The following is a 21,472-nucleotide window of genomic DNA, read 5'->3' on the forward strand; positions in this document are numbered from 1 at the left end:
TGGGGACAAGGGAAGGGGAACAAGGGAGTTAAAGAGGGAACTCTTAACGGGCAACAAGGAACAGAATGTTTTGCATGGGGATTTAAACCCCACCCTCAACTGATTAATCAAGGCGAAAAAATTAAGTAGAAAATGGGATTGACAGCAAATTCCCAATTTGGTAGCATATAATCGATAAGGAAGAAATATCTTAAAAAAGATAAATAAAGAGCGATCGCACCTCACCCCTCAAAGTATTTTTTCAGGCGCTCGCCAACATCCACAAACTTACAGAAAAATTGGCGTTGCAAAATCAGAAGTTAAAGAGGGAACTCATGACTTTGTTTGCCTGATTTTTGTTGTAGGTACTGTTAGCTATAGCCCAGTTTACGTGTGCATTAAATATTTCTGCACACAGGTAAAAACCTTTCTTTTGGTAAATTGACTCAAAATTTCAGCTACAGCTTCATCATCACCGATTTTTGCCTACTAGTAAATTAGCGATCGCGGTACTAATTGGTTGATCTGTAAACTGTTGGTAGTAAGTAAATCCCGGCGAAGGATTAACCTCAAAGCAGTACCATTCACCCGTTGGTGTCCGGCGCAAATCGATGCCGCAAAGAGGTAAATTGATGGCTTTTGCCAATACTCTGCACTGCTGTTCTACTTCTTGGGGAAGACAACAAGCACGAATTTCTGTAGACTCATCATCCTGTGCTGCATAACGATAATCATCAGCTTGGGAAATGATCTCGCTGGCGAAAACTTCCCTCCCGACAACATGAACGCGATAATCTCTACCAGGTATGTACTGTTGGAACTGAGTCGGACACCAAGATACATTCTCAAGTCGCTTCAGATGCTCAACTCCCAGACGGGAGACTTTGCTACGGATACCACTGATTGATTTATAAATGACATTACCGTGGAGTTCCCAAAAAGCTCGCACAGCTTCGGGATCTGTGGTGACAAGAGTTTCGGGAACTTTGAAGCAAGAAGAGCGAATTTGCTCTAGCTGGTAAGGTTTGGAGCCATTAGCAGCCATTGCTGACGGACGATTGACAACAAACGCAGGTGTAATTTCAGACCAGCACATCAAAGCATCATCAACAGCGATCGCATGTTGCCAAGCTGGACTATTTGCACCAGATCCGGCAATTTGGGGAAGGCGGCGTGAGTCGTAAGGGCGCAAGTAGGCTGCGGTAATTTCACTCAAGTCGATTTTTTGATACCAAGTCCGAATTTGCCCTTGAACTGGTAGCTGTAAATCGCCTACACAAAGTTCGATTTCCGTATCTAAAATATCTCGTTGGTCGAGCATGACTGTAGGTATGCCCAAACGAGTTAGTTCTGAGTGGACTACTGCTAAAGGAGATTCTTCGGAAATACCCCACAACAAAATCAACATTTGGCATCACCTCCACTCAGATACTCAAATATGGCATCGCCTACTTCTGGTGCAGAAATATCAGTCCACAACTCAGCGCCCAAAAACTCTGCTCTTGATTCACTGCTGCTAAAATGAACTGTCAACAAATCAACTTGAGCAGCATCAGCCAGCCGTCTAGCATGAACTTTTAGCTGTTCGTCAACTTCACCTAAGCAGCGATCGCCTACTACCGTCACTTTTACCCCAGGTTTTGCGATCGCCTGGGGAGGGACATTAGCCAACAGCGAACTTTGCCTTCGTACTGGACGTACTGGAATACCCAGTTGAGCAGCTGTATAAGCCCATTGTTCAGGTCGCCAAGCAGGCCCCAATAAATATGTTGGGGTTGGTCTATTCAAGACTGGACATTTTAAGCTAGACAGCCAAGCAATCAAAAAGGCATTCATTTCCCCGGCAACATATGCCCGGTCTTCAGAGACAATGTGCAAAAGTTCCTGTTCATAAATAGCGGGTAGGCGAGAGAGAACGCCAGTAATTTGCTCAAGAGCGATCGCATACTTACCTACCACTGCTGTAGAATCCTCAGTCGGATTTAAGTAGTGTCGCCATCCAACCACTGACAAATCTTCCGGTGTCAGGAGGCTGGCACCATCAGCCGCCCAATTAGCAACCAGCGCCTCGGCGGCTTTGTCATGGCGACTGGCGACAACAACTAACACCCTGGTTTAATTCTTGGGTTGATTAACTACTTGCTGACCAACACTTGGGCGTTCTTTAGCTTGGATAAAAGACTGCCCGTTTTGGCCATTAGCCGTTTGCTGTTCTATTTGATCGAGACGTTGAGCCATCAGACCAATTAGCCGTTGTAAGTCATTTGCCCCATCTACAGGAATTGGATTTGCCAGTTGATCTAATTCCGGAAGTTTCTCAACTTGAACTTTCTCGGCTTGAACTTTCTCCAAGTCTTTATCTTTCTGAACTTTCTCGAATTCTTTGACTTCTATCTTCAGTTCCTTGCTTATTTTCAACACTGGCCCTGAAAGCGTAAACAGGCTGCCACCAGTAGATGTGGGTATAGAATACGCCAATTGATCGAAGTCAGCATTGGCAGCCGCCAAATTCTTAGGCAGGAATGTGCCTCTATGTTCAGGTGTCAATAGCAGGTTAACTGGGGTAGCCGCAGAAGGAGAATTGACTAAGATTTCCACATATCCGCGAATCTCTAGTTTTGCTGCTTTGATGATATCTATCTTGGTAACATCGGGCAGTAAGGTAATCAAACCTGTGTCATTAGCTCGAATGCCTACAGTAAAAGTAAATCTGCTAGGATCGCCAGGAACAGGTACTAGATCGCTAAAGTCATTAGTTCCTTGAACATCGCTGATGGTCACTGTGTCTGCTACATTTAATTCTGGTGTAGTTGCAGTAAATCGCAACGTCAGTTTGACATCAGAATTGCTAGTATTAGCAATAGTCAAAAAGTAACCTTGGACAACTGTGCGAGCAACAGCTTCAGTACCAGGAGCAGTAACAGGGGTAATTGGCTTGACAAGTAGTTCAAAGGTGGAAACTAAAGTTAGTTTTTGTTTGATGATTCCGTTTGAGATGTCTGTCATATATTTGTTTACAGAGAAACTACATATCAAACTTAACTACCTAGCTCTATGAACGCATAGTACCCATGAGGGTAATATTGAGCAATATCAAAGCCATATTATGAAGAGGGAGCTTTAAACCCAGTTTTTCAGTAAAGCGGCAATTTTTGGTACAATTGCAGTAACTTGGGAAGTTTAGAGTTAGTGATCGCACTCACGATCACTATAAAAAATCCAGTTTTACGCTCAACTTACACTCGGCTTTGTTGCTCTTGTGCTTAACTCAGCAAAAAACATCAGGATTTTATCAATCAGAATTGGATTACCTTTGAGCATTCCTAATGGAGTCAGGTGTGCAACAACAAACTCCTGATTGGAAAACTCCTCAAAGAGTAAATCAAACTTCTTAGTAGATAGATATGGTTTCAACCAATCAACTGTGGCTGAGGCGATTGAATCGTGAGCAAATGCAATCAGCCCAGTCAGGTTGAATAAGCTGCTACGTTCAATTAAACAGTGAGTTTGCTCAACGGTAGGTAGTACTTTTAAACCCAACTTATTTTCTATAAATTTTGCCAATGCTAGAAACCGATGAGGAATAGCGCCACCCAAATCAGTTATGGTAGGTGCCATTAATAGAGAAGGCTGGCCTTTGATCAAAAGCTTATCGAGATTGCTCCAAGTAGCTTGTAACTGGTTTTCAATTTCTTGATATTGCTTTTCTCCAACACATTTACCAAGAATATCTTGAATTTCCTTAACTTCCAAATCACTAAGTATTTCGAGAAGTGCAATATACTTGCATCCCAAACTATGTCCTAACCAGAAGTAATTTCCATCCTGAACTTGGGAATCTTCTTGATAAAGTGTATAATCATAACCTAGATGCTTTGCTTCTTGAAGAAGAACTTTACGCAGTTCAACTTGGTCTTGGGCTAAACCAATAGCAACTGACCAATGGCGAAAACTAAATCTAAAAGGTAACGCAACTATTGTATATCCTTGTTCAAACAATTTTTGGAACAGATATCGATAAAAAATTGTGGGGAAAGTCCCAAAAAAAGCACCACCGATAAATTGGATGACACCAATGGGCTGTGGATGTAGAGCCACCCAGTTAAAGTACAAAGGTTTTAATTCAAACTTAGCATCCATTGTCAGAAGCTCTCCTCTAAACTTAAGTTTGTGAACAAATATCGTTTTGTGATATCATTACAGTCTTGTGATCGAAGCATAAGAATTAGGTAAAATAACAATCTCCACATACCCACGAATTTCTAAATCAGGAACCGCAGGCAGAGAGGTTATACTACTTGTACAACTATTGATATCTTTGCGATTAATGACGATTAATGCAGTAATTGTTAGTTATAAACTAAACATTTTTACTAATTAAAAAAAGTACCTCTAAGGGTACTTTTTATGTTATTAATACTGTGGCGAAGATGTATTTATTATTACTTTTAGTATACGTTAGTTATCAAAAAACTAGGGACATAGTAATACTATGTCCCCAGCAACGACAAATCAAAAATTTGGTTAGTTCTTGACTAAAGGTAAAACTGTATATTCTGCATTTGGTGTAGTTCCTAAATATTTCAGCCAGCGAAAATTAGAAACAAGTGCTGATGTAAATGTTGGGCAAACATTATACTTCACCCCATACTCATCACACAATTCTGCCAAAATAGGAGCAATTTTTGGATAGTGAATATGGCAAACTTGGGGAAATAAATGATGCACAACTTGATAATTGAGTCCACCTAAATACCAATTCAAAAAGTGATTTTTAGGAGCAAAATCAACAGTAGTTCTAATTTGAAAAATTGCCCATTCATCATCAATTTCTTCTGGTTTCCCATCTGGTTGGATAAACTCTGCTGTATCCATCACATGAGCCAGCATGAAAACTATACAAATCCAAAACCCATAGGTCATGTAAGTAATAAGAAATCCTACGAGGGTTTGTATTGGACTGTATCCAACAGCAATGGGTATTCCGATAAACAGTGCCAGCCAAATGATTTTACCGCTAAAAAGAATCAGCATATCTAGCGGTTTGGGTGCAGGAACCACATGGGAGTGATATTTACGCTTAAACAGAATGATATTAATATCAGCAAAAGACCAATAAATTGGGATGATTGTATATATAGATAGAATAAATATATGTTGAAACCTGTGATACCATTGATGCTCCATATAGGGAGTCATGCGCACTAAGCCATCACCATGTATTTCCACATCATGACCTAAAATATTTGTATAAGTATGATGTAAAAAATTATGCCGAAATCGCCACAAATAACTAGATAATCCAATTACGTCATATATAGAACCTATTAGAGTATTGACCCATTTTTTACTTGAATAACCACCATGATTAGCATCATGTCCGACACTAAACCCTACAGCAGCAATACCCAAACCTAAAACAATACAGCCAAGAATTTTTAGCCAGGTTTCCGGTGGGCCGAAGAGAGTAAATGTCCAAGCAGAAATGACCCAAACTGCAATAATGAATGTTTTCAAGTACATTGCTGGATTATCTCGTGTAGCAATGTTATTAGATTTAAAGTAAGCATCAACTCGTTTATTGAGTTCTTTTCTAAAACCAAAGTTTTTTGTAAAAGTAACTCTCGTTTCTGGTGTTGTTGTCATAAAATTTACTCACGTAAATGTCAGGTCAAAAAATAAAAAAGCGTAGGGAGATATGCAGTAATAATAAACTTCAAATCTCCTGAGCTACGCCTGTGATTCAGTGCATCAAAGGCTGTCTATTGATGCACCTTTAAAACGTTTACTATTCGATGTGTAGTAAACTTTGCTTCCGGTATCAGGTACAAAATGACAGTTAATACAGGAATGCCATAGGGATTTCCAAATTGGTTCTTGAGACTCACGGAAATATTCGCCCATAATGGGTTTAATTGCCTCCGTTGCCTTGAGCAAATTGTAGTGAGGGATATTCAGGAAGATATGGTGAGCTACATGAGTACCGATATCGTGATGGATATGATTGATCAAACCGTAATTGCGGTCAATGGTAGAAATAGCACCTTTAAGGAAAGTCCAATCTTCTCCACGATACCAGGGAATATCTGGCTCGGTATGATGCAAGAATGTCACCACATCTAACCACATTACAAACACAATGTATGGTACGGCGTAATTTTTCAACAACCATATCCAACCCCATTGATATGTGAGAACCCCAAGCAAGGCTACCATGCAAGTGCATAGTACAGTGCTGGTAATCACATCCCATTTTTCCGATGATTTGAAAAGTGGGCTACTGGGCAAAAAGTGGGAACCTTCTTTATTAGGAGAACGCTTGAACAGATATAGCGGATAAGCTAAGAAAAACAGATAATATCGGACTATCTTTTCTTCCCACGGCATTTTTTTGTACTGTGATTCGCTCACAGGATACCAGCTTTCATCATTATCAAGATTGCCAGTATTAAGGTGGTGGGTTCTGTGGCTAATTCGCCAACCGTGATAAGGGACAAGTATTGGTGTGTGAGCAAGATGTCCAATCAAATCATTGAGCCATTTCTTTTTAGAAAAAGATTGATGTCCGCAGTCATGTCCAACTACAAACAAAGCCCAAAACATTGTTCCTTGCATGAGCCAGAAAATAGGCCAGACATACCAAGAATCCAGATAATTAGCAACTGCGTAGAGTAGACCAATAATGAGGATATCGCGAAAAAAGTAGAACAGAGATTTCCCTAACTGAGGCTGAAAGCATTCAGGTGGGATTGCAGCTTTTAATTCCTGAAGGGTAAAGGGTAGTTTTGTGGAATCTTCAGATGATTGTGAGCTAGGGGGATGGATTAGCTTAACGCTATCGACTGGGATACTATTTGATGGCACTGGATTCTATGAAATATAAATTCTCTAGCCTTGCTATGAACAAGGAAATGTTACCTCTGCAATGGTCATGTTTAGAGATATTTCTGTTCTCATTAACCCGCATGAGGATTTTTTCTGGCAACTTCCTGAACAATGTTCATCAGTAGGAACTGCCAGAATTAAAATCACTAAACAAGGTGAAATCACAATGCAGATTAACGTATAACTTTCGGGAAGAATATAAAACTTCCCAAGTTATACATACTTAATCTTTGAGTTATCGCCCTGCATAATATTCGTCAAAAGTTGTGTAGCCAACATCAGTGACGTACAGTTGACATTTGTCTGTAATTTGTTTCATTAATGCCCAAGAGAATTTGCTCTCATCGTGCAGGTAAGCCCCCCAATTCTCTTTGATGCTGCTGTAAGCTAGCCGCAGATTATAAGAAGGAATTGCAGTAGAAATATGATGAGGTACGTGAACATTGATATCGTGGCAGAGAAATTCTATCCAGCGTGGGTAATCACAATGAATAGTGCCAGCTAGTTGTGCTATGGCTTCATTCCACTTGTTAGCTGCCACAAAAGGAACATCAAAGGTCGTATGGTGAACAATTGTGAAAGTACTCATCCAAAAATGATAAACCATCCAGGGTAAAAGCCAAAATTTGACAAATCCCCAGATACCAGTTGTCGCGATGAGTAAGGGGAAAGCAACTGCGGCAAATAGGACTACCACAGCCACAGAAAGCTTAACACTGGATTGGTCTTTAGTTTTGAAATTACGCCAATCAAAATGTACAACTGCCCAATGTCCAATAGAACCTACCCACCAGAGGCGGTTACGCATAAAGCCTTCAAAAGCTGAACGGCGGAATGGCCCCCAACTTTCAAATACTTCTGTTCTAATTGGATGCCAAGCGTTGTCCTCATCCAGCTTATTTGTATGCTTATGGTGATAATTATGCTTAATACGCCAACTGTGAAATGGATAAATCAAAGGTAGCAGTAATACATGCCCTACCAAATCATTTACCCAGCGACGGTTAGCAAACGAACGATGACCACAATCATGAGCGATGACAAAAAAACCTGTTAAAGCAGTGCCTGTAAAAATCCAAGCAAAGGGCAGGAGAAACCAAGGAGAAATAGCTAAGCTGAAGTAGCCTAAAGCCACCATCAAAACAGCAGTCGCCACATTCGTCCAAGCTTTACGCCTATTTTTTTGAAAGCACTCCTTTGGCAAGGTTTTAATAATATCTTTTAGCCTTAGGTCGGAATTACCCAGGTCATAAGCTTGTTTTTGATTTTTGATTATTGATGTAGTCATGAAAACCTGAAAAACAACAAAATCTATCACCAACACACCACAAAGTGGCTTGCCGCAAAATTTCTTAACATTTGCGTTTCGGATTATAGCAACCTAAGCTATCCTTTTTGCGGAATTAGTAAATTAATATCTCAGTTGCTAGAAAAATTGCGTCACTCATTAACTTTGTACAGTCACCTGTGCAATGTCAAGGTTTGACTGACCACAATGACTGAAGTTAGGACTTTTTATCTGCCAGCTTCACATTTGTCGCCAGACCAAGCACTTGTAGCAATTGAATAGTCATCCAAGTCAGATCTATTTCCCACCATTCCAAGCCGTGACGAGCTGAGTATTGGAAAGCATGGTGATTATTGTGCCAGCCTTCGCCAAACACTAGTAAAGCTACCCACCAGCAATTGGTCGAGCGATCGCCAGATTCATGGCTACGGTAACCAAATTTATGTGTAGCACTATTTACTAACCAAGTACAGTGGTAAACCCAAACAATGCGCACAAAAATTCCCCAAACAACCATCGGCCAACCGCCGATCGCCAATAGCAACAAACCTAGCGCCACCTGGAGGAGAATAAAATATTTTTGCAAAAACTGATAAACTGGGTCATCGATAATGTCTTTAGTGAAGCGAGGAACTTCAGCGTGAGCGGGTGCGTGATAAATCAGCCAACCCATATGGCTCCACCAAAAACCCTTATTAGAATCATGGGGGTCTTTTTCAGTATCCGAGTGTAGATGATGGATACGGTGTGTGCCTATCCACTCAATTGGCCCGCCTTGACAAGAGAGAGTTCCGAAAAGCACCAATAGATATTCCAACCACTTGGGAGTTTGAAAACTGCGATGGGTAACCAAGCGGTGAAAACCTAGAGTAATACCTAAACCACCAGTTATCCAGTAGAGCAATAAACCGACACCAACTGCACTCCAGCTAAAGTTACTAGGAAGCAAGGCAAACAGCGCTCCGATGTGCAATGCAGCGAAGAATAGGGTATTAACCCAGTTAATTGTAAGTTTGGTTGAGGTAGCAATTGTCATGAGAAACCTGTAGGAAATGTTAAGCCTAATCTGCGCTATTTTTTTTTAATGAGGAACCAATGAACAGCTTGGAACAGCTGCGGCAAGCAGAACAGGCACTGTTAGAGATTTTTTCTGGAATTGACGCTCAGGTCAAGCAAAATCTTCAACGAGTGCTAAATGCCTTTCGTCACCAACGTGTAGGCGCACACCACTTTGCAGGTGTAAGTGGCTACGGTCACGATGATTTAGGAAGAGAAACTTTAGATAAAGTATTTGCCCAAGTAATGGGTGCCGAAGCTGCGGCAGTGCGGGTGCAGTTTGTTTCTGGGACTCACGCGATCGCTTGTGCCTTATTTGGTGTGCTACGTCCTGGAGATGAAATGTTAGCAGTGGTCGGTTCTCCCTACGATACGCTCGAAGAAGTCATTGGTTTAAGGGGTCAAGGACAAGGCTCCCTTATTGAGTTTGGCATAAATTACCGCCAATTAGACTTAACTGCGGACGGAACTATAGATTGGCAAGCCCTAAGTACTAGTGTGGGCGATCGCACTCGTTTAGTATTAATTCAACGTTCCTGTGGCTATTCCTGGCGACCTAGTTTATCTATTGCCGATATTGAAAAAATTGTCCAATTAGTTAAACAGCAAAACCCCCACACCGTTTGCTTTGTAGACAACTGCTACGGCGAATTTATTGAAACCAAAGAACCCACAGATGTCGGTGCTGATTTAATGGCGGGTTCATTGATTAAAAATCCTGGTGGGACGATTGTCACCGCCGGTGGTTATGTTGCCGGTCGTGCTGACTTAGTAGAAGCCGCCGCCTGTCGCCTCACCGCCCCGGGTATTGGTAGTTATGGCGGTGCTACCTTTGACCAAAATCGGCTGTTATTCCAAGGCTTATTTCTTGCCCCGCAGATGGTGGGAGAGGCGATGAAAGGCACTCACCTCACGGGTTACGTCTTTGACAAACTTGGTTATCCGGTCAATCCTGCCCCATTTGCCCCCCGCCGCGATGTCATTCAGGCAATTAAACTCGGTTCAGCCCAAAAGCTCATAGCCTTCTGTAAAGCCGTACAACAGAATTCTCCTATCGGTTCCTACCTCGACCCCATCCCCGATGAAATGCCGGGGTATGAGAGCCAGGTAGTCATGGCTGGGGGAACATTTATCGAGGGCAGTACTTTGGAATTTTCCGCAGATGGGCCTTTGCGTGAACCGTATGTGGTTTATTGCCAAGGGGGGACGCATTGGACGCATGTTGCGATCGCATTGGAAGCCGCGATAGAAGCTGTGGGGTCTGCTTGATGATGGTCACATAAGTAACATGAGTTAGGATTGTCTCACGCAAAGGCGCATAGACACGAAGTGGCTTCCCGAAGGGTAGGCGCAAAGAAAGATGCATGAGAATGAGATTGCTAAGGAAATTGTTGATGCTGCTTACAAGGTTCACACTACTTTGGGGCCTGGTTTACTGGAGTCTGTGTATCAAGCGGCTATGGTATATGAGTTACGAAAGCGAGGTTTGCGGGTAGAAGTGGAGAAACCAATACCTGTTATTTACGAAGATGTGCATTTGGAGGTGGGTTTTCGGGCAGACTTGATTGTTGAAGACAAGGTAATTGTCGAAAACAAATCTGTAGAAACATTACATCCGGTACACAAAAAGCAATTGTTAACCCATCTTCGCCTTGCTAACAAGCGCCTTGGCTTACTCATCAACTTTGGAGCCTTGCTAATCAAAGACGGAATTTCCAGAGTTGTCAACGGTTTATAAAACTCCGACGCAAAGACATTAAGCATTCCTTTGCGTCTTTGCGCCTTTGCGTGAGCTATTCTTCCGGTAACTTATACTGCTCAACGATCCGTTTAGCATATTCCGGCACATGGGCTTCCAACTTCTCCGGGTGATTCCGCTTCACATACAGGTAATTCCGCGTAAAGTGAGAATCAATCGAAAATCGGGCATATTCCAGACCTTTCGGGCCAATTTTCTCAATTACCACCCCCATCAATTTTGCTGCCCACATGGGAAGAGTTACAGCTTTATCGTAAGCTGGAATGCTTTGTTGTACAGCTTCTTTCCGATTACCTTGGGACATCACAGGTTGGGTGTCTAACTGGTCTTTTACCAAGTCCAGCATTTCTTTTCCTGTATCATTTCTAACTACAATCCATTGCCAGCCAAAGGGTGCGCCCATGTAGCCGACAACTAAATCTGCTAGAGAATTCACGTAATCAAAGCAACTCATGCATGAGGGGGCAAAGACATCTTTGAGTTTATTGGTCTTTAAGCCAAAGAACGGCACAGTTTCTGTAGAGCCGTCCTCATGTTTGAAGTGAACGCGGAAGTCTTGCATGAATTCGTAATGCACGACTGTATCAGGCGATCGGCTGGTGGTTTCTAAGAATTTTTGCAGTCCGGCGCGGGTAACATTATCTACGCAAGGTGTACCTAATACATACAGCTTTTCTAAGCCTAGCTGTTTTTCTACGGCTCTTAATGCCTGGATTTGGCAACCAACTCCAATCACTAACAGCCGTTTCATCCCAGATTTTTCTATTTGCTCTAAAACTGAGAGATTGGGTGAAAGTGTTGGTTTGTTTACTCTGGCTGCCAGTATTTCCTCTGGGGTACGGGCGATGATGGGCATCGGTTGAAAGCGGTCTTCTTTGGTGTTTTGCACGCAGACAACACCTTCAACTAGCCTGCGATTCAGCATTTCAATGGCAAGGGAACTTACAATACCTGTCCACTGTGCCCCTTCGATGGGCTGCTGTTTCCGCGCCGCCATCATGTCTTGATGAACACCAAAGTAGAGTTCATCGGGATTATCGAGATTGCGGGGGCGGGTGTGGGTTTGTGCTTCTAGTTCGCCTATTTGCTGATTGATGAAGGCACAGGCTTCTTTGACGTAGTGAATGTAGTATGTGTCGCACAGTCCGCACTCGCTGCACAGTTCCTTAGCAGGGCGGCGGCTAGTGGGTTTTAAGGCTTTGGCTTTTTTATGAGGAGAAACCGAAGTCATATAAATTCTTTGTTTTATCCAGGCATCGCTTTTACTACAATACCGTCAACCCCTTCGAGGAATTCAAAATTCAAAATTCAAAATTTAGCGATGACAATCCGCATATCTAGGATTTGTGTTTTGTGCCAATCTATGTTAACCATAAGTAGATTTAGGGGCTTGTCTGTTTTTCTGGTTCTGTCAGAGGCTATGAACTTCACTATAGAAATTGAACCTGAAGAAGATAGACAAAGTTTTAAGTATTTTTTCCATTCTCATCTGTTTTTTATCTGGAGCATCGTTGATAAAGAGATTCTCCAAATTAATATACAGTGACTAAAAATTCTCAAACAGGTGCAGCATTTATTGTTGGAGGCAGCATAACAGGCGCTGGTGTTTCCGCAACAGTTGGCGGGATGGGGTTAGGCGGAGGATTTGGTGCAGTTGGAATTGGTACAGTTCCAGTAGTTGGGATTGGTGCTGTGGGTGGTGCAGCAGTCTATGGCGCTTTTACAGCCATAGCACAAGGAGATGCAGCTGCTTTTGGTGCAATGGGAATTGGCGCAGTTGGTGGTGCTGGCTTTTCTAGCGTCGTGGGTGGTATGGGATTGGTTGCACCAAAAATAGGGCTGGCGTTTGGTATTGGTACAGTACCTATGGTAGGGGTTGGTGCGGTAGTGGGACTCGCTGCTTATGGTATCGCCAAGCTTTTAGATGAATCGGAAATTCGGGAAACTCCCACACAGGTTTTTGAACGAATGGAAGATAAAGTCTTACAGATGGATTATTATGCCGCAGCAGTGATGGAGTTGGAGGCATTTTTATCTGGTGAGGATCTCAATCAAAAATTTGCTGCTTTGGAAATTGAAGATGAGTTGCAAGCATTGAAGGCTGAATTAAAAGAAAAAAAGAAACCGCAGGATGATAAATTTGTTAATCCCCAACCTGAGACTCCCAAAATTCAAACAAAAATAATTCCTGTCACAACCTCAGTCACTCAAGCTTGGAAATGTGTGAACACACTTAAGGGACACTTAGCAGCAGTGAATGCGATCGCTATTAGTCCTGATGGTAATATCCTTGTTACTGGCAGTAATGATAGACAAGTTCATCTCTGGAATTTAACCACCGGAAAATGGCTGTATACTTTCTCTGGACAAGCAGAGGCTGTTTTATCTGTGGCTATTAGTCCCGATGGACAGAAAATTATCAGTGGTAGTGTCGATCGCAAAATTAGCAGTTGGCAGATAGATACAAGAAAATTCTTACGTACATTTTCTTATTTAAACTCTCCCTACAGCCATAATGGTTTTGTTCACTCAGTAGCCTTTAGCCCTGATGGTAAATACATTGCGAGTGGTAGTAATGATAAAACTATCAGAATTTGGGGCAGCTATACTGGAACAATAAAATGTACCTTAAATGGACATTTAGATGCAGTTTTCACTGTGAATTTTAGTCCTGATGGCAAAACTATTGTTAGTGGTAGTGCGGATAAAACTATCAGAATTTGGGATGTCGAAACTTGGAAACAGCGCTCTATTTTATCTTCACATTTAGGAGCAGTGAATACAATTGCTATTAGTACTGATAGTCAAACTTTGATTAGTGGTAGTACAGACACCACAATTAAACTCTGGAATCTCAACACTGGCGAATTACTCTGCACCATGACTGGACACTCGACGGCGGTTTTATCTATTAGCCTCAGCAGCGATGGTAAAACCTTAGCCAGTAGCAGCGATGGTGCGATCAACATTTGGCATATCCAAACAGGGGAACTAATACAAACTTTTTGTGGTCGTAGTCCCGTAGCTTTTAGTCCTGATGGCAAAACCCTGATCGGTGGCGGTAATAATGGTACAGTCAAGATTTGGCAACAAACTCCAAGCTTTGATAAATTCACACTCGACACTATACTTTCTGGGTCATGGTGGGAAGTTTTGGGCGTAGATCGAGAGGCTCATCCCAAAGATGTGAAGCTTGCTTACCGTCGATTAGCTAGATTGTATCATCCTGATGTTAATAATTCTGAGAATGCTAAAACCTCAATGCAAGCACTGAATCAGGCTTATCAAAAGTTTCTGGAGCAATGGCAAAGTAACATTCAGAGCAGAGTTTATTAATTTAAGCTGCCAATTGGCACAGATGCAAGTGCCTTTCCATCCCTACTCTCTTCCTTTGGGTCTATGTCTATGGGTGAGACTTAACTCCAGCAAATAGCACCGTCGCTAGCTGAATCTAAATCTTGATAAATTTTTTTATTGTTACAAACATTACTTTAAATTCGCCTAATATGAGCTATTTTTGCTTTGTGAGCAAGCATATAAAGATTTGTTGTTTCTAACTCTGGTATACCTTGTCTTTTAGCTACTTACTTCGAGAGGCTCGCCACTTAATGAATATGTAGGTTAGAATATATAACCCTTAAGAAGGATTGACTTTTAAAAAAATTTAATTACTTATATTGCATATTTTGAAAAAACATTATAAATTATTAAGTTATAGGGGAATAAATTAATTTTGTAGTTTCAAAATCTAAATCCTACTTAATAGAGATACTGTAACTAGTGATATTTTTAAGGAAATCTTAAACAGTGCTAGAAATATATTTTTTGTTGTCACATCAAGCTTTCTAGATAGAAAATCTTGGTCAAAAATTTAAAAATATATTTTGCGTAACTGCTGTAAAAGTAATATTATTGCTGAAGGTGAAAGAGCCAAAATTGCCCTTCACCAAAATGCTCATTGCTTAAAAGCATATTAACTGTCAGTCAATCTGCAAAAAAAATTGGCAGTTACAGACATATTTTTGAGATTTCATCATTTATTCCCAAATTCTATTTGCTATTGAAAAAATCGTCTTTGTTATGATCGCAATAGCAGCATAAATCAAAACGCATCTACCATCAATTTACAATCCTAGTGGAGTTATTCTGGCGATGCAACTAAACGAATTGGTAATAGCTGACAATATACAAGAAGAAGCTTGGCAAGCAATAGAAAAGTCGATTATCTATTATCAAGGTCGCCCTATTGGGACTTTGGCCGCATACGATCCGTCTGTAGAGGCTCTAAATTACGACCAATGCTTTGTCCGAGATTTTGTTTCTTCGGCTCTGATTTTTCTGATTAAGGGTAAAACGGAAATTGTCCGCAATTTTCTCGAAGAAACTTTAAAGTTACAGCCTAAAGAAAGGGCGTTAGATGCATATAAGCCAGGAAGAGGTTTAATTCCAGCTAGCTTTAAAGTTGTCTCTCTCAATGGAGAGGAATATCTAGAAGCTGATTTTGGCGAACACGCGATCGCACGAGTTACACCTGTAGACTCCTGTCTCTGGTGGATTATTTTGTTGCGTGCTTATGTAGTCGCCACGAAAGATTATTCCATAGCCTATCAACCTGAATTCCAAAACGGTATCAGGTTGATTATGGAAATCTGCTTGGCGAACCGCTTTGATATGTACCCAACGCTATTAGTTCCAGATGGCGCTTGTATGATTGACCGGCGTTTGGGTATATATGGTCATCCTCTAGAAATTCAAGTTTTATTTTATACGGCTCTGCGTGCTGCTCGCGAATTGCTAATTTGTCAAGGTAATCAAGATGTTGTAGCAGCAATTGATAATCGCTTACCTCTTTTATGCGGTCATATTCGTCAACATTATTGGATAGATATTAATCGACTGAATGCAATTTACCGCTTCAAGAGTGAAGAGTATGGCAAAGGAGCAGTCAATTTATTCAATATATATGTAGACTCTCTTCCCTATTATGAATTGGACAAATGGTTGCCAAAAAAAGGTGGTTATTTAGCTGGTAATGTAGGCCCTTCGCAACTAGATACACGCTTCTTTTCACTTGGGAATTTGATGGCGATCGTTTCTGACTTAGCTACTGAAGAACAGTCACAAGCGATTATGACTCTAATTGAAGAACGCTGGGACGATTTAGTGGGAGATATGCCCATGAAAATTTGTTTTCCAGCATTGGAACATGAAGAGTATAGAATTGTTACCGGCTGCGATCCGAAAAATATTCCCTGGTCTTATCATAATGCTGGCAGCTGGCCTGTGTTGATGTGGATGTTAGCTGCTGCTGCTGTAAAAACTAACAAAACAGATTTGGGGAAAAAGGCGATTGAACTTGCCCAAACACGTCTGAGTGAAGATGAATGGCCAGAATATTACGATGGTAAAAAAGGACGATTGATTGGTAAGCAAGCGAGGAAATATCAAACTTGGTCAATTGCTGGATTTTTATTAGCCAAAGAACTGACAGCTAACCCCAGTTATTTACGATTAGTGAGTTTTGATGAATTATCCCCTGAAGCAGTTTCTAGAGCATGTGAGTTTGAAATTGGCAGTATAGATCCATACATGCCTCGATAGCAGCATGATTCTATTGCTACGAAAAATAAACTGACTGTTCAGGATAAACAATATTTTAACAGCCCCTTTGTAGCTATAGGGGCTTTTATTTTTTCTAAATTGCTCTCAATGATAATTTTAAAAATATGTGATTATCGAAAATGAAGTAACCCAAAAAATTGGGCTATCCTGAGAGAATGGACAATTAATTATAGTGCTGGAAAGATTGTGATAAAAGCTCAGCGACTATATATGTTGTCTCTATTAATCTGCAAAAAAGCATTGCATCAACAAAGAAAAATAAAAGTATCAGTTACTGCAAAAATGCAATAAATATGGAGTGGTTATCGCTATGGAAAGAGAGGAATTAGTAATATTTGATGAGATAGAAAAACAAGCATGGGAATTACTAGAAAAGTCGATTGTTTACTATCAAGGTCGCCCTATAGGTACAATCGCTGCTGGCGAAGTATCACAAGTAGCATTGAATTATGATCATTGTTTTGTTCGAGATTTTGTATCTTCAGCCTTACTTTTTCTCATCAAAGGTAGATATGATATTGTCCGTAATTTTCTCGAAGAAACTTTAAAATTACAACCTAAGCAAAATCTATTAAATGCTTACACGCCTGGTAGAGGTTTAATACCAGCCAGCTTCAAAGTTGTATCAACTAATGAGCAAGAATATTTAGAAGCAGATTTTGGCGAACATGCGATCGCTAGAGTTACACCTGTTGATTCCTGTTTATGGTGGATTATTATTTTATATGCCTATGTCAAAGCCACTAAAGATATAAAATTTGCCTTGCAGCCGGAGTTTCAGCAGGGAATCATGTTAATTATGGAACTCTGCTTGGCGACTCGATTTGATATGTACCCAACGCTATTAGTTCCAGATGGTGCTTGTATGATTCAACGGCGTTTGGGTATTTATGGGTATCCTTTAGAAATTCAATCTCTATTCTATACAGCCTTGCGTGCTGCGCGTAAGCTACTAATTTGTGCAGGCGATGAAGAGATTGTTATAGGTATTGATAATCGCTTACCTTTACTACGAGATCATATTCGGAATCATTATTGGATAGATCTACATCGCCTGAATGTAATTTATCGCTTTAAGGGTGAAGAATATGGTCACACAGCAGTCAATCAGTTCAATATATATGCAGATTCAATTGCTTATGCTAAGTTGGCTCTTTGGTTACCAAAAAACGGTGGTTATTTAGCAGGTAATGTAGGTCCCTCGCAGCTAGATACTCGCTTCTTTTCACTGGGAAATTTGATGGCGATTCTTTCTTCTTTAGCTAGCGATCGCCAATCACAAGCGATCATGAATATTATTGAAGAACAGTGGGACGATTTAGTAGCAGAAATGCCGATGAAAATCTGTTTCCCCGCCATAGAAAAAGAAGAGTACAGAATTTTTACAGGATGTGACCCCAAAAATATCCCTTGGTCTTACCATAATGGTGGCAGTTGGCCTGTTTTATTGTGGTTGTTAACTGCGGCTGCTCAGAAAACAGGTAGAATAAGTATTGCTAAACGTGCCATTGAAATTGCTCAAACCCGGCTTAGTGAAGATGAATGGCCGCAATATTACGATGGTACAAGAGGGTTGTTAATTGGTAAAGAAGCGAGAAGATATCAAACTTGGACAATTAGCGGATTTTTGTTAGCAAAAGAATTGATGCGCAACCCTGATTATTTAGAATTGATTAGTTTTGCAGAATTTGATTCAAGTAATGCTTCCCAAGTTTGTGACTTGTGAGTTTAAAATTATATAAAATCTTAAAATACCATACAATTTGTAATTATTTGACTTTATTTAACAGTGAAAAATTAATAATTTTGGATGCTGGCAAATGTCCAATATGCAAAATTTGTTGGGCTAATCCATCTGCAATAAATATTTTTTTGAATGTATATAATATATAAAACATTATACCAATTCAAATAATGTTTGCGACACATCAATATATTCTAGAGGGCACGGCAGTGTTCCCTACCATCTGTCGCATTCTTTTTTCAAATTGGTATTACTTTTATACATAATAAAGCATACTAAATTCTCAACAACCAGGAGTCCTTGGGTGGAACGTGAAGAAATTTATCAAAAAATTCAACAAATTGTTGCAAGAAACTTGGAAATTAATGAACAAGAGATTGGACTGGATTTTCCACTCTTTAGTTTTGAAATTTATGATATAAGAAAAAAATTTTATAATGGTCGTGTTATTGATTTTAAGTCTCAGGAATCTGAATATTATTCTGGGCAACTGATAGCAATCAAAACAGGTAACATATCAGATGGGGTTGAGATCGCTATCGAAATAGAACTTGAATTTGAGTTGGAAAATATTCCTGATGAAATTCTGTTTGAGCTTGATACAGTTGAAAAAGCTATTGAGTGTATATATCAAAAACTTAATCGTAAGTCAGACTAAGTTGTAGCCTGTTGTAGTAGCTTGGGATAAACGAGATTGCTTCCCTTCACTACGTTCCGGTCGCAATGACAAACACTACATTTGATTAAAATTTGATATAAGCACAAATACTTGAATGATATTAAAGTTTCAATATTTCTATGATAAACCCTCGTCAAATAGCATTTCTAGCCCTGCGAGATGTTCACAAAGGGGCTTATGCTGATGTAGCTCTAGATAAGGTGCTGCAAAAAGTTAAATTACAAGATAGCGATCGCCGTTTAGTCACAGAATTAGTTTATGGCAGTGTCAGGCGACAACGTACCCTCGACGCTTTGATTGACCAATTCGCCAAAAAGAAATCCCATCAACAACCTGCAAACCTCCGCACTATCCTGCATCTTGGCTTATACCAACTGTGCTATCAAGAACGCATTCCGCCCTCTGCGGCTGTGAATACTACAGTCCAACTGGCTAAGGAAAACGGCTTTGCGGGACTGACGGGTTTTGTGAATGGTCTGTTACGTCAATATATTAGACAAACAGAGGTAGATGGCAAAGATGGGCTAGCAGTGTCTCCCTCATCTCCCTCATCCCCCTCCTTTGCTTCCCATCTCCCCTTACAACTAAGAGAAAATCCTGCGGAACGCTTGGGTATTTTACACAGCTTTCCTGACTGGATTATTCAAGTATGGTTAGAACAACTAAGTTTTACGGAAACAGAACAGTTGTGTGAATGGATGAATCAATCACCAACTATTGACTTGCGCATCAATCCGCTGCGCACTTCTATTGATTTGGTGGAACAGGCGTTAAAATCGGCTGATATTTTAGTGAAGCGCCTGCCGCACTTACCGCAAGCTTTAAGATTAATTAGCAACAGTGGTTCGATTAAAAATTTACCTGGTTTTAGTGAAGGTTGGTGGGTGGTACAGGATAGTAGCGCCCAGTTGGTAAGTCATTTGCTAGACCCCCAACCTGGTGAGGTGGTGATTGATGCTTGTGCTGCGCCCGGTGGGAAAACAACTCACATCGCTGAGTTGATGGGGGATAAAGGGAAAATTTGGGCTTGCGATCGCACTGCTTCCCGACTGCGAAAACTGCAAGAAAATGCGCAACGCTTGAATTTGCAATCTATTCAAATTTGTACTGGGGACAGTCGCCAGTTTGTACAATTTAAAAATACCGCAGACCGTGTTTTACTAGATGCACCATGTTCTGGTTTGGGAACTCTCCATCGTCATGCGGATGCGCGTTGGCGACAAACACCAGAAACTGTCCAAGAACTCTCCCAACTGCAACAAGAATTATTATCACATAGTTCAACATTTGTCAAAGTTGGTGGAGTTTTAGTCTACGCCACCTGTACACTACATCCAGCAGAAAACGAAGCAGTGATTTCCCAATTTTTAGCTGCGTCTCCTAACTGGGAAATCGAGGCTCCTAGTCCAGATTCACCACTTTTTGCCTATTCCAGCCCAGAGGGGTGGTGCAAAGTCTGGCCGCAGCGCCAGAATATGGATGGCTTTTTTATGACTCGCTTAAGAAAAACTAATGATTCCGAGTGATTACTGTAACGGGACTGTAAGATTTGATGGAGGTTAAAATCTCCCAGAGGATGCAGCATGGTTACTGATTCCAATGTGAAAAACTTAGTGAAAATCCTGATCGGTGCAGCTTGGATTGATGGTGTCATCCAGCCAGAAGAAAGACAATACCTCCGAGAAATAGCCCAAGCTAAAGGTGTCGCTACCGATCCAGAGATTAAGCCGTGGTTGTACGAATTAGTTCCTGTACAGCCAAAAGAGTGCTATAGCTGGGTGCAAGAATATTTAGGCGATCGCCCCAGCATTGAAGATTGTGTCAGCCTAATTGAAGCGATCAGTGGTTTAATTTACAGCGACGGCGACGTGGCTATCGAAGAAGCAAGACTCTTGACAAAATTACAGGAGATTACTAAAGCTAGCGAATCAACCCAATCAGCTCACAATGCTTTACTCAAACAAATTCAAAAGCTTTATCGGCGTTGGGTTGAAGTTCAAAACTAACAGAGATTTATGATTTTTGAGTTAATCAGACGCGGTTTACCGCGCCTGTTGATGATTTTAAATTTTGCTAATTTAATTCAGCTTGATCAGAGCTTATGACTTCGGTTCACCCACACCCGGAGTCTCTTCTTTTTGAACCTGGGGTACAAAGTCTGGACGCTCTTTGCTTTCCCAACCGGGTGGACGCTTAGAGTTGAACCAGGCGATGGAACCAATGGTGACAGCAGCAATAAAACCAAATACATAAACAAAGGTAAAAGCAAAAGGAAAATGCGACCCATCTGCCGCTTGTGCTGCTGTCTGCATCAATAAAAGCATGAGTATATTCTCCTAATCTAGGTAACACTGCTTATTAGACTATAAAACGAGCGTAACACCTAACATCCCCCCGGAGTTTGAACCATTAAAAATTAATCCCTTGGTGATACAAATTTGAACAAAAAATGCGACATGT

The 21,472-nt window shown here is 40.9% G+C and carries 18 protein-coding genes; 8 read left to right on the plus strand and 10 right to left on the minus strand.

The window, feature by feature from the left end; genetic code table 11:
* Positions 1-451: 451 nt before the first annotated feature.
* From AACU32_RS22960 to AACU32_RS22995, 8 genes are all read right to left on the minus strand, one after another.
* The gene (locus AACU32_RS22960; RefSeq protein ID WP_096603503.1) at positions 452-1,387 is read right to left on the minus strand and encodes an ATP-grasp domain-containing protein; all 936 of its coding nucleotides are present in this window, start codon (positions 1,385-1,387) and stop codon (positions 452-454) included.
* Entirely contained in the window at positions 1,381-2,088 is a 708-nt protein-coding gene (locus tag AACU32_RS22965) for a hypothetical protein (protein ID WP_096603505.1), read from the minus strand. Before AACU32_RS22965 ends, AACU32_RS22960 begins: the two co-directional genes overlap by 7 nt.
* Positions 2,089-2,094: 6 nt before the next feature.
* The gene (locus AACU32_RS22970) at positions 2,095-2,985 is read right to left on the minus strand and encodes a hypothetical protein (RefSeq protein ID WP_096603506.1); all 891 of its coding nucleotides are present in this window, start codon (positions 2,983-2,985) and stop codon (positions 2,095-2,097) included.
* Positions 2,986-3,210: 225 nt separating this feature from the next.
* A complete protein-coding gene (locus AACU32_RS22975; RefSeq protein WP_096603508.1) occupies positions 3,211-4,119 on the minus strand; it encodes a DUF1350 family protein in 909 nt (302 codons plus the stop codon).
* A gap of 384 nt (positions 4,120-4,503) precedes the next feature.
* The gene (locus AACU32_RS22980; protein WP_096603510.1) at positions 4,504-5,625 is read right to left on the minus strand and encodes a fatty acid desaturase family protein; all 1,122 of its coding nucleotides are present in this window, start codon (positions 5,623-5,625) and stop codon (positions 4,504-4,506) included.
* A gap of 105 nt (positions 5,626-5,730) precedes the next feature.
* Positions 5,731-6,843: a fatty acid desaturase gene (locus AACU32_RS22985; RefSeq protein WP_445223188.1), complete on the minus strand. Its 1,113-nt coding sequence runs from the start codon at positions 6,841-6,843 to the stop codon at positions 5,731-5,733.
* Between the two features lie 256 nt (positions 6,844-7,099).
* A complete protein-coding gene (locus tag AACU32_RS22990; RefSeq protein ID WP_096603512.1) occupies positions 7,100-8,152 on the minus strand; it encodes a fatty acid desaturase in 1,053 nt (350 codons plus the stop codon).
* A gap of 217 nt (positions 8,153-8,369) precedes the next feature.
* The gene (locus AACU32_RS22995) at positions 8,370-9,188 is read right to left on the minus strand and encodes an acyl-CoA desaturase (protein ID WP_096603513.1); all 819 of its coding nucleotides are present in this window, start codon (positions 9,186-9,188) and stop codon (positions 8,370-8,372) included.
* A 59-nt stretch (positions 9,189-9,247) separates the two neighbouring features.
* Between AACU32_RS22995 and AACU32_RS23000 the strand changes: the two genes are divergently transcribed.
* Both AACU32_RS23000 and AACU32_RS23005 read left to right on the plus strand, forming a co-directional pair.
* Entirely contained in the window at positions 9,248-10,477 is a 1,230-nt protein-coding gene (locus AACU32_RS23000; protein ID WP_096603515.1) for a methionine gamma-lyase family protein, read from the plus strand.
* A 91-nt stretch (positions 10,478-10,568) separates the two neighbouring features.
* Positions 10,569-10,946 carry a GxxExxY protein gene (locus tag AACU32_RS23005; protein WP_096603516.1) on the plus strand — a complete coding sequence of 126 codons (378 nt, stop codon included), beginning with the start codon at positions 10,569-10,571 and terminating at the stop codon, positions 10,944-10,946.
* 55 nt (positions 10,947-11,001) lie between these two features.
* On the opposite strand, the gene AACU32_RS23010 is transcribed toward AACU32_RS23005, so the two are convergent.
* The gene (locus AACU32_RS23010) at positions 11,002-12,198 is read right to left on the minus strand and encodes a Coenzyme F420 hydrogenase/dehydrogenase, beta subunit C-terminal domain (RefSeq protein ID WP_096603518.1); all 1,197 of its coding nucleotides are present in this window, start codon (positions 12,196-12,198) and stop codon (positions 11,002-11,004) included.
* A 311-nt stretch (positions 12,199-12,509) separates the two neighbouring features.
* Between AACU32_RS23010 and AACU32_RS23015 the strand changes: the two genes are divergently transcribed.
* From AACU32_RS23015 to AACU32_RS23040, 6 genes are all read left to right on the plus strand, one after another.
* On the plus strand, positions 12,510-14,303 hold the full coding sequence (locus AACU32_RS23015) for a DnaJ domain-containing protein (RefSeq protein WP_096603521.1): 1,794 nt from the start codon (positions 12,510-12,512) through the stop codon (positions 14,301-14,303).
* An 816-nt stretch (positions 14,304-15,119) separates the two neighbouring features.
* Entirely contained in the window at positions 15,120-16,568 is a 1,449-nt protein-coding gene (locus AACU32_RS23020) for a glycoside hydrolase 100 family protein (RefSeq protein ID WP_096603523.1), read from the plus strand.
* Positions 16,569-16,899: 331 nt separating this feature from the next.
* The gene (locus AACU32_RS23025) at positions 16,900-18,315 is read left to right on the plus strand and encodes a glycoside hydrolase 100 family protein (protein ID WP_096603524.1); all 1,416 of its coding nucleotides are present in this window, start codon (positions 16,900-16,902) and stop codon (positions 18,313-18,315) included.
* A 322-nt stretch (positions 18,316-18,637) separates the two neighbouring features.
* A complete protein-coding gene (locus AACU32_RS23030; RefSeq protein ID WP_096603526.1) occupies positions 18,638-18,991 on the plus strand; it encodes a hypothetical protein in 354 nt (117 codons plus the stop codon).
* A 140-nt stretch (positions 18,992-19,131) separates the two neighbouring features.
* Positions 19,132-20,538, plus strand: coding sequence for a 16S rRNA (cytosine(967)-C(5))-methyltransferase (locus AACU32_RS23035; RefSeq protein ID WP_096603527.1), 1,407 nt, complete (start codon positions 19,132-19,134; stop codon positions 20,536-20,538).
* Positions 20,539-20,595: 57 nt separating this feature from the next.
* Positions 20,596-21,018 carry a tellurite resistance TerB family protein gene (locus AACU32_RS23040; protein ID WP_096603529.1) on the plus strand — a complete coding sequence of 141 codons (423 nt, stop codon included), beginning with the start codon at positions 20,596-20,598 and terminating at the stop codon, positions 21,016-21,018.
* 93 nt (positions 21,019-21,111) lie between these two features.
* Here the strand turns inward: AACU32_RS23040 and psb35 are convergent, their stop codons facing one another.
* Entirely contained in the window at positions 21,112-21,336 is a 225-nt protein-coding gene (gene psb35, locus AACU32_RS23045; RefSeq protein WP_096603530.1) for a photosystem II assembly protein Psb35, read from the minus strand.
* Between the last annotated feature and the right edge of the window lie 136 nt (positions 21,337-21,472).

This window comes from Calothrix sp. NIES-2100, from assembly GCF_963875285.1.
Taxonomy (GTDB): domain Bacteria; phylum Cyanobacteriota; class Cyanobacteriia; order Cyanobacteriales; family Nostocaceae; genus Aulosira.